Here is a 14,976-nt window from a genome sequence, read left to right as displayed (position 1 = left end):
GATGTAATAAAGTTAAGGAGATTAGGGTAGGCAATGAGAGTAGTTGTTCAACGTTGTAAACGTGCCGAAGTAACTGTCAATGATATAACCATTGGCCGTATTGATCAGGGCTTGATGCTGCTAGTCGGGATTACCCATGACGATACCGAGCAGGATGCGAAGTATTTGGCCGATAAAGTGGCTGGACTGCGTATTTTTGAAGATGAAACCGGCAAAATGAATCTTTCTGTCCTGGAGACAGGAGGACAAATTTTATCCGTTTCGCAGTTTACCTTGTATGGCGATTGCCGCAAAGGGAAGCGGCCCAATTTCATGTCAGCGGCAAGACCAGAGCTTGCTGAACCGCTATATGATAAGTTTAATGAGCTGCTAAGGTCCTTAGGTTTACATGTGGAAACAGGCGCTTTCGGGGAAATGATGAATGTATCTTTGACGAATTGGGGACCTGTTACGTTGGTTATCGACAGCAAATAGGTTGCTCTAAAGGATAATAAACTAGCTGACTGGTTATACTTAATGTGTATATACTAGCGGTTAGGAGCATCCAGATGCGTCAATCGATCAAACAAAGAGCCATGACGGCACCAGAGCAGCAACTGCTCCATACCACACTTGCTGAGCGGATGAGTCAAGCACCTGCGCTCGCTGATGTCGAAATTAGTGCAGAATTCACGTCCGAGCAAGAAAAGATGAAAAGCATTCCCAAAAAATCCTACCGGTAACCATAAAGCCCCGCATGCTGCTCGTTCAGCTGTGCGCGGCTTTATTTGTTACTGTCGCAATATTTCTCTACACTCCTGAAGTGTGGTAAACTAACATGTGATGTTTTTTGACTGGAAATTAATCAATTGCTTGGAAGAAACTTATCAACCTTATGACTGGTAAGTTGTATGAAAAGCAGGAGACAAGGTGGGTGCTTTCGTCCTAATGACAAATTCGAATCGTAACAATTCCACATCCAAAGGATGGCTTTGGTTGATGGGGGTATTGATTGTACTTGCGGTGCTGGCTGCTGCCGCATCTCTCTATTATCAATATAAACATCTTCTACATGGTGAACATAGCTCAGTTAAGCAAGCTATTGAAGAAGTGAAATCAGTAAAGAAAGCCAAGAATGAATACGATGTTATCGTAGTGGGTACGGATCCGGAGGGGGTTGCTGCTGCCGTTTCGGCTGCTCGTAATGGGTTGAGTACATTGCTTGTAGATGGGCGGAATCGGGATGCACTTGGGGGATTAATGACACTTGGCGATCTGAATACAATTGATATGAACTATGTGCCCAAATTGAATCCACTCAGCAAAGATGAGGTCTTAAACAAAGGTTTCTTCTCGGAATGGTATAGCAAAATCGAAGGTGATTCTTTCGATGTCAATACAGCGGCCAATGCATTCTATAACCTCGTTCGAGCGGAGAAAAATATAGATATTTTGATGCATACACAAAAGATTGACCCAGTTGTAGTACCAGAAGCTTCTGGAAATGCGAGCATACAGGGCGCTAATCTCACTTTAGCAGATGGAACGAAACAAACCGTGAAAGCGGCCTCTGTCATCGACGCGACACAGGATGCTGATTTTGCCGCAGCGGCAGGTGTGCCCTACACATTTGGTCGCGAGGATCTTGGCGATCCCAAGTCGCGGATGGCGGTTACCATGGTATTCAAACTCAAGAACGTTACGTCCGAAGTATGGGATAAAATGGCGAAGCGTCTGAACAACGATAGTTCGGACGGCACTGGTGTGAACGAAGTCAGCGTCTGGGGTTACGGAGAGATGAGCAACTATCCGCCGATTAATAAAGAACGTGCAAAGATGCGCGGTTTGAATATGGGTAGGCAGAACGATAACACGGCACTTGTCAATTCATTGCAAATTTTTAATGTCGATACGTTCGATCCCAAGTCGGTGCAGGAAGCGATAGACATTGCGAACAAAGAGCTGCCGAATGTCGTCACTTACATGAAACAAACGTTCCCTGAGTTTGCTGGTGTTGAGCTGGCCGGCACAGCATCGGAATTGTATGTGCGCGAAACGCGGCATATTCAAGGGGAATATCGGCTGAATATCGTAGATGTATGCACGAACGGCGATCAGTGGGACCGGATCGGATTCGGCTCGTATCCGGTCGACATTCAGCGTACATCGCCAACGGATAACGGAAATGTCGTCTGCGATCCGAAGCAGTATGCGATTCCGTTCCGCAGCATCGTTCCGCTCAAAGTGGATGGTCTGCTTGTCGCTAGCAAAGCGGCCAGCTATGACACGTTGCCTCATGGAAGTGCGCGTGTGATCCCGAATGGCATGGCGGTAGGCCAGGCGGCTGGTGCTGCCGCGAAGTTGGCCAAGCAGGAGAAGCTGACATTCCGCCAAATGTCTGTCTCCAAAGAGGTGATTACGAAGCTGCAGGATCAACTAAACAACCAAGGTATGGAGATTAAACCGATTACGCTGAAGCCGGAACCTTTCATGGAGCATAAAGCATATGAAGGTCTCAAATCTGCGCTAATGCTTGGCTTGGCATCGGGTGCATATGATAACAATTTCCACCTAGACGACGCTGCCAATCCAAAACGAATGGTTAATCTCGTCAGCAGTGCGAGGAAGATGAAACCTGAAGCCTTTATCGGGGATGTTTCGCACGCTATTGCGAATCTGCAAAACAACGATAAAATACCTCTGACATTAGAACAGGCGAGTTATACAATCACGCAAGCGTTAGGATTGAAAGCTGCCTCTACAGAAGCGCAATCCAAGTTAATGGAGAATAAGCTGCTCACAGAAACGACCGTTAAGCTTATTGCCGACAAGCAAAAATTAACGAATGCCGACACGTATTTGCTTATTAAAGATTTAAAAGTTGGCGTCACAGGTAAGCCATAGAACAACAAATAAGAGCCTTAATGCCGCTTGTAAATGTGGCACTAAGGCTCTTAACTTTTCGAAGCTAAGGAAGTTTTTGTGTCTACGCTTACATTCTTACGGGGTTCAGTCTGCGTCCGCAGCATCCTCTTCTGCTTGCGCTGAATCTTCCGAATCTTCTTCGGCGGATTCTTCACTTTCCGCTTCGGCATCCTCCTCGGACACATCCTCAGCTTCTACTTCTTCCTCAACAGCTTCTTCTTCTTCCGCTTCCTCAGCTTCGTCCGACTCTTCAATGGCCTCTTCTTCGGCTGTTTCTTCAGCTACTTCGTCTTCAACTTCGGCTTCGGTTTCGGAATCTTCAGAGAAGAGCACCACTAGATCTTGCCGTTCCTCTTGAAACTCGTTTTGTATTGTCATTGTTACAGCCTCCTGATGATAAATTCAAGGCCATCTGCCTTGTTGTACATGTATATGTGAAAATGGCCTGAATATACGGTGAAAATAAATGAAAATGACTGAAAATACGAAGAAAATGCTGTAATGAAATTGTAATTTAATTTTCATATCCCTTTAATCAAGTGCGGATATAATAATAGTCGACCCCCTTTAAAATATATTTACTTGAGGCCTGCAGCCCCTGTGCTGCAGGCTATTTTCTTATACAAAAAACCGTCACAGCATGAGCTGGACGGCTGAACATCATTTTTACATCAAAGCATCTAAAGAATATTCACCGGCTCCGATAAGTGCAACACCAACGGCGATAGCGATCAATGTTAAATTGTATTCAATACCATTGGAAGTTACCCAATAACCGTTTTTGGCATGAACTTTAATAATAGCACCAAGCATAATTAGAACGATTAGGGCAGCACCTAATGGTGTCCAAAGACCTGCAGCGAAGAGCAGCCCGCCTGCAAGTTCCGCCAAACCTGCAAGAACAGCCATGAGCACACCTGGCTTGATTCCAATAGAATCGAAGAAACCTCCCGTACCTTTGGGACCATAGCCACCGAACCATCCAAATACTTTTTGTGAACCGTGCGCCGCGAATGATAAACCGATCACTAAACGAATAATAAGAAGACCTAACGCCATTACTAACAACTCCTCTTTCAATATATTTTGTTTAATTACTTACTTTATGTTAGTATATTATTACGAAGCACTTACTTTTGTCAAGCGACTATGCTAAAATTGTTTAAGAAAAGCTTACGATGCAAGTTTTCTAACGAAAACTCTGAGGAGATGATTTATATGGAAGACTATCAACTGTGTCCCAAATTCGAGAATGCTTTTGAACTTCTGGGAAAGCGTTGGACAGGACTAATTGTTCATGTCTTGCTCTCTGGACCGAAGCGATTTAAAGATATATCAGTTCTCATCCCGAGTATGAGTGATCGTATGCTTTCTGAGAGATTCAAGGAGCTTGAGGCTGCAGAGATCATCATCCGTCATGTATACCCAGAAACGCCAGTTCGGATTGAGTATGAATTAACCGCCAAAGGAAAAGGGCTTAAACCCGTTATGGACGAGTTGCAAAAATGGGCGGACTTACATTAACTAATATAGTGGAGGTATAGGAGGATTAGTACTTCTATCTCTTGACTTTGTATCTGCCAATGTTTACAATAAACAATAATGTAATTCGATACTTTTGTGATCCGTTGAAGGGATAAAGTAAGTCGCCCCCACATAAGCAGAGAAGGAAGTCTAGGCTGCAAGCTTCCTATGATGAGCGAACGAAAAGACCTCCCCGAGGACCGGCTGGGAAATGCATATTGGCTAATGTCAACTTGCCTAGTAGCAGCTGTGCGTGTAGCGGGCGTTATCCGTAAAGAGCAGAATTCTGTTTCGTTGCCTCTGGCAAACGATAGCAGCATTTCTGAATGTGGGTGGTACCACGGGTGAATTTGTTAATCAAATCTCTCGTCCCTGACGTTAGTCGGGGGTGGGGGATTTTTTTGTTTTATAGCTTGAACGTTAGATAAAGGGAGGTTGGACCCATGAGCATTCAAAAGCCGAAAGGCACACAAGATCTTCTTCCCGGTGAGGTGGAGAAGTGGCAGTACCTAGAGAGCAAAGCAAGAGACTTGTGCCAAAGATTTAATTACAAAGAAATCCGCTCGCCGATATTTGAGGATACCGATTTGTTCATTAGAGGCGTCGGAGAAACGACTGATATCGTGGGTAAAGAAATGTATACCTTTCTCGATAAAGGGGACCGCAGCATGACGCTACGTCCCGAGGGAACAGCCGGTGTTGTTAGGGCTTATGTAGAGAATAAGCTTTACGGAATACCTGATCTCACGAAGCTGTATTACATTGGGCCCATGTTTCGCTACGAACAGCCGCAAGCAGGGAGATACCGACAGTTCCATCAGTTCGGCATTGAGGCTTTTGGATCCGTTGATCCAAGCATTGATGCGGAAGTGATTGCTCTTGGTTACACGTTCTATAAAGAAATCGGTCTTAAGGAAGTAACCGTTGAAATTAACTCCGTTGGCACACCAGCGGTTAGAACGGTTTACCGTGAGAAGCTGCAGGAGTTCTTCGCACCTGTGAAACATTTGCTTTGTAAAGATTGTCAGTCCCGATTTGATCGGAATCCGATGCGTATTCTTGATTGTAAAATAGATCAAAAGTATGGCGAAGGTGCTCCAGAAATTTTGGAGTATTTGGATGAAGAGTGCACGTCGCATTTCGCGCTGGTTCAAGAGCATTTAACAGCAATGGAAATCCCGTATCGGATTAATCCGCGCCTTGTTCGCGGTCTTGATTACTACACGCATACAGCTTTTGAGTACAAAGCAGCCGGGATCGGTGCGATTGATACGATTGGCGGAGGCGGACGATACAATGGTCTAGTTGAGCAGATTGGCGGCCATGGCAACGATCAGCCGGGAGTTGGCTTGGGTCTTGGCCTTGAGCGTATTCTGCTCGTACTGCAGGCACAAGGTGTCGATATTCCGAAGCCAGAGCCGCTCGACGTATATTTGATCGGTCTAGGAGACGCGGCGGAGAAGGAAGTAACGAAGCTGTTGCACCAGCTTAGAGTGCAAGGACTGAAAGCGGAGAAGGATTACCAAGGCCGTAAAATGAAGGCACAAATGAAATCGGCCGACCGCTTTCAAGCCACCTATGTGGCGATTCTTGGAGATGACGAATTGGTCCGCGGCGAAATTACGCTGAAGAAGATGGATACAGGCAGTCAATTGACTGTGAGTTTAGCCGATCTTGCTTCGAACGCGGCAAAGACGCTTTTCGAGTAGGTAAACAAAAAGGAGAGACTTTGAGCTCCGCTCAAAGATCCCTATATTAGGAGGAAAACATATCATGATGCTCAAAACACATCATTGCGGGGAGCTTACGAAAGCTCAGGTTGGACAGACAGTTATACTAAACGGTTGGGTGCAAAGAAGACGTGACTTAGGTGGCGTTCTATTCATCGATTTACGCGATCGCAGCGGGCTTGTACAAACGGTATTTAACCCTGATTTCTCAGGCGATGCGCTAGCTATTGCTGACCGTGCTCGTAATGAATACGTACTTGCGGTTAAAGGGAAAGTTGTAGAACGTGATGCCGAAACGGTTAACAAAAATATTACAACGGGTGAAATTGAGATTCAGGTGACTGAAATCGAAATCATGAATGCAGCCAAAACACCTCCGTTCTTCATCGAAGATGGCGTAGATGTGGATGAAGCTGTTCGTTTGAAATATCGTTATTTGGACCTGCGTCGTCCGGAAATGCAAAAAACATTAATGCTTCGTTCCAAAGCGTCCAACGTTTTCCGTAACTTCCTGGATGCCCAAGGCTTTATTGATGTAGAAACACCGATTTTGACAAAAAGCACACCGGAAGGCGCTCGCGATTACTTGGTGCCAAGCCGCGTGCATCCGGGCGAATTTTTCGCACTTCCGCAATCCCCGCAAATTTTTAAACAATTGTTGATGGTTAGTGGTTTGGAGCGTTACTACCAAATCGCACGCTGCTTCCGCGATGAGGATCTTCGTGCAGACCGTCAACCTGAATTTACACAAGTCGACATTGAGACTTCCTTCCTCTCCCAGGACCAACTCCTTGAGATTTTGGAAGAGCTAGTCGTTAAGTTAATGCAAGAAACAGCTCAGGTTGAGATTCCGCGTCCATTCCAACGTATTACGTATGCGGATGCTATGGCGAAATATGGTTCGGATAAACCGGATCTGCGTTTTGGTCTAGAACTTGAAGATGTTTCTGATATCGTTGAGACTTCAGGTGTTCAAGTGTTTGCAAACGTCGTTAAAGGCGGCGGTCAAGTAAAAGCATTGAACGCGAAAGGTTGCGGCACATGGAGTCGTAAGGAGATCGATGACCTCCTGCCATTCGCAGCACGTTACGGCGCCAAAGGCTTAGCCTGGATTCAAGTGAAAGACGGCGAATTCAAAGGGCCTATCGTGAAATTCTTCAATGAAGCTGAAATCGCTGCGTTAACAGAGCGTTTGGGCGCAGAAGAAGGGGATTTGCTTCTATTCTCTGCTGATAAGAAAAAAGTTGTTGCTGACGTACTAGGTAACCTTCGTCTGAAAATCGGTCGTCAGCTTGGCCTTATCGATGACTCGAAGTTCAAGTATGCTTGGGTTGTGGATTTCCCACTTCTTGGGTATGACGAAGAAGCCAAACGTTATGTGGCTGAGCATCATCCGTTCACGCGTCCTAATGAAGAAGATGTTCATTTCTTCGATACAGACCCAGGTCAAATTCGTGCACAAGCATACGATCTTGTCTTGAACGGCTATGAAGTGGGCGGCGGCTCGATGCGTATTTACCAACGTGAAGTACAGGAGAAAATGTTCGGTGCACTGGGCTTCTCCAAAGAAGAAGCTGTTGAGAAATTCGGCTTCCTGCTCGAAGCTTTTGAATATGGAACACCTCCGCATGGCGGATTTGCTTTTGGTTTCGACCGTTTGGTGATGCTGATCACAGGCCGTACGAACCTCAGAGAAACGATTGCATTCCCGAAAACAGCAAGCGCAACAGACTTGTTGACCGATGCACCGGGTACAGTAGATGATAAACAGCTTGAACAACTGTCGATTCGCTTAGCGCTTAAACAGCCTGCTGCCAAAGCCTAAGAACATAGAAGAGGAAGTGTTTCTATGCTTCACCAATTTTCACGAACCGAACTAGCGATTGGCCCTGAGGGCCTTGAAATCATGAAGAATAGCACGGTTGCCGTACTAGGCATCGGCGGTGTAGGTTCAATCGCAGCTGAAGCACTAGCGCGTACAGGGGTTGGACGTCTTATTCTGATCGATAAAGATGTGGTCGACATCACGAATATTAATCGTCAGATTCATGCGCTTACGACAACAGTAGGTCAGCCTAAGGCTGACCTGATGCGTGATCGAATCAAATTAATTAATCCGGAATGCGATGTTATCGCGCTACGGATGTTTTATACAGAGGAAACGTATGAAGAAGTATTTGCTTATCCAATCGATTACGTGCTGGACGCGAGCGATACTATTTCCTACAAAATCCATCTTATTAAACAGTGTCTAGAGCGGAAGATTCCTATCGTATCCAGTATGGGCGCAGCCAACAAAATGGATCCGTCACAGTTCAAAGTGGCGGATATCTCCAAAACGAGCATGGATCCAATTGCCCGTGTGGTGCGTCAAAAACTGCGCAAGGAAGGGATCAAAAAAGGCGTGAAGGTCGTATTTTCGACCGAGGAGCCGATGAAACCCCGCGAGGACGTGACGCAGCAAATCGTTCCTGCGAATGCACCAGAAATTCGCAAGGCGAAACAACCGCCGGCGAGCAATGCCTTCGTCCCGCCTGTGGCAGGACTGATCATGGTGAGTGTGGCTGTGAAAGAACTATTGGAAATTGGTTTGAAGAAGAAATAGAAGAACGGATGCCCATGAAAACGGGCATCCGTTTTTTTTAATTGCCTAATGGGTGGAGCATCCTATTTATGCACTGTCTACGAGTAGGGACAAATGGAAAAGGATGTACAGGTGTGGAATCGGCAAAATTTGCTGCTATTCTAAGGCTGGCGGGGAACGAGGATCCGCTATTTCAGCTAATATGTCAGTGTTGGGCCACTATGGGGAACATGGGTACGCTATTTGGTGTTTTGGAGGTTTTTAGACTTCGAAAGTGGGAAATAGCGGATCCTCGTTCCGCGAAAAAGTGAAATAAGCTGTTTTAAGAGGAAATAACGCGTCGACGTTCCGCTTTTACCAGCCTTACATTGGCTATATAGCAATAAGCGCATCGAAGTTCCCTGATCAATTGATTCGCGTGAGTGCTGCACTGCTTTATCTTAAGCATTATTTTCGGTATTGTCAGACTTGCGGCTACATTCATATCAGGGCCACTTCGTTTCACGTTACCTGTCCAACGTCCGGAACCGCAGATGAGAATGCAACTCCTCAGTCTGTATAAATGCATTAAGAAAGATCCTCCAGGTTTCGTATCAGGGGATCTTTTACTGACAAAACATGACATGGTTTCGTATGCGGGTTATAATAGGGTTTATATCTTTCAATGCAAAGTAAAGGATAAACTACCTATGGACTTGTTTACATATGCTTCTTCACAAGAACCAACAGGAAAGCTGTTAGCTGATCGTATGCGGCCAACAACACTCGATGAGTATATTGGACAGGAGCAAATCGTCGGAAAAGGTAAACTGCTAAGACGTGCGATTGAGGCCGATCAAGTGACCTCAATCTTGCTTTATGGACCTCCAGGCACAGGGAAAACAACATTGGCCAACATCATAGCGAACCGAACACAGGGTGAGTTCATGAAGTTGAACGCCGTTGATGCTTCGGTCAAAGATGTGCGAGAGATTATCGAGCTAGCAAAGACCAATAAAGCGATGTACGGTCGTAAGACGACCTTGTTCCTGGACGAGGTGCATCGCTTTAACACCTCGCGGCAGGATGCCCTGCTCCCTGCTGTAGAGCAGGGCATCCTCATCTTCATCGGTGCGACCACAGAGAACCCGTTTCACCATGTGAACGGGGCTCTGCTGTCGCGCTCGACGCTGTTCCAGCTCGAGGCCCTCACGGCGGAGCATGCGCTCATCGCCATGCGAAGAGCCATCGCCGACCCCGTGAAGGGGCTCGGCTTCATGCGCCTCCACGTAGACGAGGAGGCGCTGGAGCACATTGCGCGGATGGCGAATGGCGACATCCGCCGTTCACTTAACGCGCTGGAGCTTGCAGCGCTGACGACTTCACCTGAACCGGATGGAACGGTTCAGATTACGCGCGAGGTGGCGGAAGAGTCGATCCGCCGCCCCATCGTGAAAGCGGACGAGTCGACGCAATATGACGTCTTGTCTGCTTTTCACAAGAGCGTACGCGGCTCCAGTGACGCCGCGCTGTTCTGGTTCCTATATGCCGTCGAGAAGCTCGGCATGGATCCTATGACGTTCCTGCGGCGTCTTATCGTCGCCTGCAGTGAAGATATCGGCCTTGCCAATCCGCAGGCGATGGTGCAGTCCGTAACGGCCATGGATGCCTATCATAAGATTGGCTGGCCGGAATCAAAGTACATCATTTCCCAGGCAATTTTATTTGCCGTGGAGAGTCCAAAGTCAAATTCGATACCGATGGCCATCTCTCGTGCGGAACAGTTGATGGACCAAGTGAAATCTGCGAATGTACCGCTTCATCTGCGTGATACGCACTACAAAGGTGCTGACCAGCTCGGACATAAAGGCTATATGTATCCGCATAATTATCCAGGACACTATGTGAAGCAGCAGTACTTACCTGACGAAATTCGAAATGAGATCATTTTTGCAGCTAGTGAACAGGGAACAGAAGAAAAGATGAAGCTCAATCAACAAAAAAGAAGAGGGATACCTACAGGGTTATAAAATCGGTAGGTTCTCTCTTTTTTCTTGCTCCATATCGATTGTGAAAATCTTCTCTGTAATAGGATCGTACCGAATCGAAACAATCAGCGGAAATTCGACACCATGATGCCTTACCCAGAAGCGAAACTGCTGCTGTACAACACCTGGCGCGATAGTTGAGCGCCCTAAATATTTATAATCTAATAAAGTGTATAGTCTTCCAGCCTCCTGAAAGGCAAGACGACTCCATTTGGCATAATCAAGGTCTTGTTCAGGCTTATATCCTAAAATAATTTCTTCCGCCTCTGCTATCACCTGCAAACTTCCAGTCCAACAAGCCCAAATAATGAGAAATACGGCTAAGTTTCTACCCATTCACTCACACCTTTCGCGATTATCCTATGCTTAGAATTAAGTCTGCATACTTGAAAGGTAAGCGGTAAATTTCTACAAGAATGCCGTTTTATATGTTTGCTGGCGACAGCGCTGCGAACAGAAATAGGAGCCCTGAGGGCTCCTATTAAATGATCATTCCTATAATTTAAAAACCTTGCCCAAATAAATACCCGCGGCAGGACTAAACCGCTCTTGAAGCAACGCTCTGAGTTGACTTTTCGCTTCCGGAGTTGGAAGTGTATTCACCTTAATCCCATGAAGCTCCATCCAATGTTCGGAAGTCATATAACAGGTGCTGTTCCAGCCGTTCTTGGTGCCGTTGGCATTCAGGCGTTCACTTATCCCAGCTATGACGATATCAGTTTTGCTTTGTAGTTCTATCAGTGCACGGTCGAATTCATTTTTCGACTCCTTGGCTTTCATCCCGATCTTGGAGCGAAGCTCCTTCACATCGATGCCTTCATTCTCTTGAACAGCTTGAAAAAGCTCGACAGCTGATTTGGGAAGCTCTCCGTCTGCATAACGCTCCTCAACGGAATAAGGCTCGTCTAACAAATTTTTAATCAATGGGAAGAGCTCAGCAGAAATCAAAAGAGGCTTCTTTGCAAAAAAGCGTCCATAAGCGGCTATGCCGTCGCCAGGGAGACGATCTCGCCATAACCAAGGATCTGTCTCGAGGCCGGTATGCCATTGTTCAGGCACAGTTATAGATTCAAGTGAAGGATGATCTGGTATGAATGAAGAGAGAGGAAGAATACCTACCTCTTTGACGATCTTTGTAACATCCTCATAAGCAGCAGCTTTCCAACCAACATCATTCGCTTTAACCAATACGATCATCCTTCCTGTTCTTATATCCGTCGATCAAACTTACTTATGAACCTTATCAATAACTCCGCCGCCTAAACACACGTCTTCATCATAAAAAACAACGGATTGCCCCGGCGTTACGGCTTTTTGTGGATGATCGAAGACCACTTCACATGTCCCATCCTCCATGAATGTAAGGACTACGCCTTGGTCGGGCTGACGGTAACGGAATTTGGCTGTACATGCATAAGCGCCTACAGGTCTGCTCGATGATATCCAGTTCACATCTGTGGCAGTTAAGCCCTTAGAATATAGCCCTGGATACTGCTCACCTTGAACGACAAGCAGTTGATTGCTTTCCAAATCTTTATCTACTACGAACCATGGCTCACCTGAGCCTGACCCGCCAATACCAAGTCCTTGTCTTTGGCCAAGGGTGTAGTACATCAAGCCATCGTGACGGCCCTTGACTTCTCCGTTACGAATATCGACCATATTGCCCGGTTTAGCAGGTAAATATTGGCTGAGGAACTCTTTAAAGTCTCGTTCGCCGATGAAGCAAATTCCAGTGCTGTCTTTCTTCTTTGCTGTGGCTAGACCTGCTGCTTCAGCAATTTCACGAACCTTTGGTTTCGGCAGGTGGCCAATCGGGAACATGGCTTTGGATAGCTGCTGCTGATTGAGCACGTTAAGGAAGTACGTTTGGTCTTTGTTGGCATCATTACCACGTAATAGCACATATTCACCATCTTGCTCTTTCACTTGCGCATAGTGACCTGTTGCAATGTAATCCCCGCCTAAATCTATGACCTTCTGAAGCAATTCCCCGAATTTAATTTCGCGATTACACATCACATCCGGGTTCGGCGTACGGCCCTTGGTGTACTCGTCCAAGAAATAGGCGAAAACTTTGTCGTAATACTGCTTCTCGAAATTAACTGTATAGAAAGGGATGTCGAGCTGATCGCATACTCTTCTAACATCCTCTGCATCTTCTTCTGCGGTACAATGGCCAAACTCATCGGTATCGTCCCAATTTTTCATGAAAATGCCAATAACCTCGTAGCCCTGTTCCTTAAGCAACAGCGCAGCAACCGAAGAATCGACACCGCCGGACATTCCCAATATGACACGTGTCTTTTTACTCATAGCTGTGAACCTCTTTTCTATCTTGTAAGACTTTTTTTTAAAACTCTTCCTATTATACCTCTCTATTGTTCAAAATTAAAATATTTCATGAGAATGTCATTGTTTTTCTCCCACAGAAGAAGGAATTTATGATACCATATATACGATATACGGATGTTTAGGAATGTTTTTGCGAAAAATGGAAACGCTGTGTACCAAGATAGGGAAGACCATAGTGTCTGAACATGGATAAAATAGATGGTAGGCAATAGAAGTTTTAGCAATCTCGATCAGACTCCTTGATGGCATATAATGTTGAATGAGGTGTAACTTTGAAAATTTCTACAAAAGGCCGCTACGGTTTAACGATCATGATGGAGCTGGCCAATCGATTTGGTGAAGGACCTACTTCACTTAAAAGTATTGCCGAAAAGCATCAGCTTTCTGAGCATTATCTGGAACAACTTGTAGCTCCGCTTCGCAATGCAGGATTGGTCAAAAGTATCCGTGGTGCTTATGGCGGATATATTCTCTCAAAATCTGCTGAGCAAGTAACAGCAGGCGAGGTTATTCGTGTATTAGAAGGACCGATTAGTCCGGTCGATTTTACCGAGGAAGATGATCCGGCTAAGCGTGATCTGTGGATTCGAATTCGCGATAGTATTGCGGACGTACTAGATTCTACTACACTTGCGAACTTGATTTCTTTTGAAGACCAAGGCAAGAACGATAACTACATGTTTTACATTTAAGGGTGTCCTATGAATCCCATTTATCTTGATCATGCAGCAACTACACCTGTGCATCCTGAAGTATTGGAAGCGATGCTTCCCTTCTATACAGCCTTTTTTGGAAATCCTTCGAGCACTCACAGCTTCGGCAGAGCTACTAGAACAGCACTCAACCGGTTTCGTGATTCTATGGCGAAATCGTTAGGCTGTTTACCTGCTGAGCTTATTTTTACAAGCGGAGGGACCGAAAGCAATAACATGGCGATCTTCGGGATCATGAATGCGAACAAGGATGGCAAGAAGCATATCATTACGACGGAGATCGAACATCATGCTGTTTTGCATCCCTGTGAGCGATTGGAGAGCCTTGGATACGAGGTGACCTATCTTCCAGTAGGTCCGACCGGTCTTATTCAAATAGAAGATGTGGAAGCGGCTATTCGACCTGATACAGCCCTCATTTCCATGATGTATGTGAATAATGAAGTGGGGACGATTCAACCGATCGAGCAAGTAGGTCATCTAGCGCGGAGCCGGCAAATTCCTTTTCATGTAGATGCGGTTCAAGCTTTAGGTAAATTACCGCTGAATGTTCGTGAACTTCCTGTTGATTTAATGAGTTTCTCGGCTCATAAGATATACGGCCCCAAAGGTGCAGGCGCCTTATTTGTATCGAAGAACACGAGGTTGACCCCTCACGTCTATGGCGGTTCTCAGGAGAGAAAGCGCCGCGCAGGTACGGAGAATGTAGCAGCAATCGCAGGCTTTGCTAAAGCTGTGGAAGTAACGCTCCCGATGATGGACAGCATGCACGCCCAAGTCATTGAGTTTCGCGAACTTATGGTAAGCATACTTGAGCAGCAACTAGGCTGTGATAGCTTTACGATTAACGGTCACAAGGAACAGTGTATCCCGCATATTTTGAATATCAGCTTCCCAGGTATCCAGACAGAAACACTTCTTATGAATCTGGATCTAGAAGAAGTGGCTGCCGCAAGCGGTTCTGCATGTACGTCAGGTTCACTTGAAGTATCGCATGTATTACAAGCTATGAAGCTCCCAGAAAATGTTACAGCCTCCGCGGTTCGATTTAGCTTTGGAATGGGGAATTCTAAAGAACAAATCGAAACAGCTGCCCAGAAAATTGCAACCATTGTCAAGCGGTTGCGTACTACTTAGTA

The 14,976-nt window shown here is 45.9% G+C and carries 15 protein-coding genes; 10 read left to right on the top strand and 5 right to left on the bottom strand.

What is annotated here, in order from left to right:
• Positions 1-33 precede the first annotated feature (33 nt).
• The 3 genes from dtd (at position 34) to ASG93_RS24695 (ending at position 2,883) form a co-directional block, all read left to right on the top strand.
• Positions 34-474 carry a D-aminoacyl-tRNA deacylase gene (dtd, locus tag ASG93_RS24700; RefSeq protein WP_056836257.1) on the top strand — a complete coding sequence of 147 codons (441 nt, stop codon included), beginning with the start codon at positions 34-36 and terminating at the stop codon, positions 472-474.
• A 74-nt stretch (positions 475-548) separates the two neighbouring features.
• On the top strand, positions 549-722 hold the full coding sequence (locus tag ASG93_RS35410; protein ID WP_156411031.1) for a hypothetical protein: 174 nt from the start codon (positions 549-551) through the stop codon (positions 720-722).
• A 205-nt stretch (positions 723-927) separates the two neighbouring features.
• Entirely contained in the window at positions 928-2,883 is a 1,956-nt protein-coding gene (locus ASG93_RS24695) for an FAD-dependent oxidoreductase (RefSeq protein WP_056836645.1), read from the top strand.
• A 105-nt stretch (positions 2,884-2,988) separates the two neighbouring features.
• Here ASG93_RS24695 and ASG93_RS24690 read toward each other — a convergent pair whose 3' ends face one another.
• Entirely contained in the window at positions 2,989-3,282 is a 294-nt protein-coding gene (locus ASG93_RS24690) for a hypothetical protein (protein ID WP_056836256.1), read from the bottom strand.
• Between the two features lie 288 nt (positions 3,283-3,570).
• A complete protein-coding gene (locus tag ASG93_RS24685) occupies positions 3,571-3,963 on the bottom strand; it encodes a DoxX family protein (RefSeq protein WP_056836254.1) in 393 nt (130 codons plus the stop codon).
• 159 nt (positions 3,964-4,122) lie between these two features.
• Between ASG93_RS24685 and ASG93_RS24680 the strand changes: the two genes are divergently transcribed.
• From ASG93_RS24680 to ASG93_RS24655, 5 genes are all read left to right on the top strand, one after another.
• Entirely contained in the window at positions 4,123-4,428 is a 306-nt protein-coding gene (locus ASG93_RS24680; protein WP_056836252.1) for a winged helix-turn-helix transcriptional regulator, read from the top strand.
• A 443-nt stretch (positions 4,429-4,871) separates the two neighbouring features.
• On the top strand, positions 4,872-6,137 hold the full coding sequence (hisS, locus tag ASG93_RS24675; protein ID WP_056836249.1) for a histidine--tRNA ligase: 1,266 nt from the start codon (positions 4,872-4,874) through the stop codon (positions 6,135-6,137).
• Positions 6,138-6,201: 64 nt separating this feature from the next.
• Positions 6,202-7,983 (top strand): aspartate--tRNA ligase, encoded by a 1,782-nt coding sequence (gene aspS / locus ASG93_RS24670; protein ID WP_056836248.1) that lies wholly within the window; start codon positions 6,202-6,204, stop codon positions 7,981-7,983.
• Positions 7,984-8,007: 24 nt separating this feature from the next.
• On the top strand, positions 8,008-8,763 hold the full coding sequence (locus ASG93_RS24665) for a ThiF family adenylyltransferase (RefSeq protein WP_029196910.1): 756 nt from the start codon (positions 8,008-8,010) through the stop codon (positions 8,761-8,763).
• A 668-nt stretch (positions 8,764-9,431) separates the two neighbouring features.
• Positions 9,432-10,751: a replication-associated recombination protein A gene (locus tag ASG93_RS24655; RefSeq protein ID WP_056836244.1), complete on the top strand. Its 1,320-nt coding sequence runs from the start codon at positions 9,432-9,434 to the stop codon at positions 10,749-10,751.
• Here the strand turns inward: ASG93_RS24655 and ASG93_RS24650 are convergent.
• The 3 genes from ASG93_RS24650 to mnmA form a co-directional block, all read right to left on the bottom strand.
• Complete coding sequence (locus ASG93_RS24650; protein ID WP_056836242.1) at positions 10,746-11,105, bottom strand: DUF3889 domain-containing protein; 360 nt, start codon at positions 11,103-11,105, stop codon at positions 10,746-10,748. The two genes, ASG93_RS24655 and ASG93_RS24650, sit on opposite strands and share 6 nt — an antisense overlap.
• A gap of 159 nt (positions 11,106-11,264) precedes the next feature.
• Positions 11,265-11,957, bottom strand: coding sequence for a hypothetical protein (locus ASG93_RS24645; RefSeq protein WP_156411030.1), 693 nt, complete (start codon positions 11,955-11,957; stop codon positions 11,265-11,267).
• A 39-nt stretch (positions 11,958-11,996) separates the two neighbouring features.
• Positions 11,997-13,085, bottom strand: a complete 1,089-nt coding sequence (gene mnmA / locus ASG93_RS24640) for a tRNA 2-thiouridine(34) synthase MnmA (RefSeq protein WP_056836238.1) — start codon at positions 13,083-13,085, stop codon at positions 11,997-11,999.
• 311 nt (positions 13,086-13,396) lie between these two features.
• Between mnmA and cymR the strand changes: the two genes are divergently transcribed.
• Both cymR and ASG93_RS24625 read left to right on the top strand, forming a co-directional pair.
• Positions 13,397-13,816, top strand: a complete 420-nt coding sequence (gene cymR, locus ASG93_RS24630) for a cysteine metabolism transcriptional regulator CymR (RefSeq protein WP_056836233.1) — start codon at positions 13,397-13,399, stop codon at positions 13,814-13,816.
• Positions 13,817-13,825: 9 nt separating this feature from the next.
• Positions 13,826-14,974, top strand: a complete 1,149-nt coding sequence (locus tag ASG93_RS24625) for a cysteine desulfurase family protein (protein ID WP_056836231.1) — start codon at positions 13,826-13,828, stop codon at positions 14,972-14,974.
• Positions 14,975-14,976: the final 2 nt, after the last annotated feature.

This window comes from Paenibacillus sp. Soil787, from assembly GCF_001429545.1.
GTDB lineage: Bacteria > Bacillota > Bacilli > Paenibacillales > NBRC-103111 > Paenibacillus_E.
Note: the sequence above shows the minus strand (reverse complement) of the source record. Positions and strands in the feature narration are given on the sequence as shown.

What these genes read in the sequence shown, in the direction of transcription:
- ASG93_RS35410 (WP_156411031.1), top strand. Translation starts at nt 549, where the DNA reads ATGCGTCAATCGATCAAACAAAGAGCCATGACGGCACCAGAGCAGCAA.
- ASG93_RS24690 (WP_056836256.1), bottom strand. Translation starts at nt 3,282, where the DNA reads ATGACAATACAAAACGAGTTTCAAGAGGAACGGCAAGATCTAGTGGTG.
- ASG93_RS24695 (WP_056836645.1), top strand. Translation starts at nt 928, where the DNA reads ATGACAAATTCGAATCGTAACAATTCCACATCCAAAGGATGGCTTTGG.
- aspS (WP_056836248.1), top strand. Translation starts at nt 6,202, where the DNA reads ATGATGCTCAAAACACATCATTGCGGGGAGCTTACGAAAGCTCAGGTT.
- ASG93_RS24625 (WP_056836231.1), top strand. Translation starts at nt 13,826, where the DNA reads ATGAATCCCATTTATCTTGATCATGCAGCAACTACACCTGTGCATCCT.
- dtd (WP_056836257.1), top strand. Translation starts at nt 34, where the DNA reads ATGAGAGTAGTTGTTCAACGTTGTAAACGTGCCGAAGTAACTGTCAAT.
- ASG93_RS24685 (WP_056836254.1), bottom strand. Translation starts at nt 3,963, where the DNA reads ATGGCGTTAGGTCTTCTTATTATTCGTTTAGTGATCGGTTTATCATTC.
- hisS (WP_056836249.1), top strand. Translation starts at nt 4,872, where the DNA reads ATGAGCATTCAAAAGCCGAAAGGCACACAAGATCTTCTTCCCGGTGAG.
- ASG93_RS24650 (WP_056836242.1), bottom strand. Translation starts at nt 11,105, where the DNA reads ATGGGTAGAAACTTAGCCGTATTTCTCATTATTTGGGCTTGTTGGACT.
- mnmA (WP_056836238.1), bottom strand. Translation starts at nt 13,085, where the DNA reads ATGAGTAAAAAGACACGTGTCATATTGGGAATGTCCGGCGGTGTCGAT.
- ASG93_RS24665 (WP_029196910.1), top strand. Translation starts at nt 8,008, where the DNA reads ATGCTTCACCAATTTTCACGAACCGAACTAGCGATTGGCCCTGAGGGC.
- ASG93_RS24680 (WP_056836252.1), top strand. Translation starts at nt 4,123, where the DNA reads ATGGAAGACTATCAACTGTGTCCCAAATTCGAGAATGCTTTTGAACTT.
- ASG93_RS24655 (WP_056836244.1), top strand. Translation starts at nt 9,432, where the DNA reads ATGGACTTGTTTACATATGCTTCTTCACAAGAACCAACAGGAAAGCTG.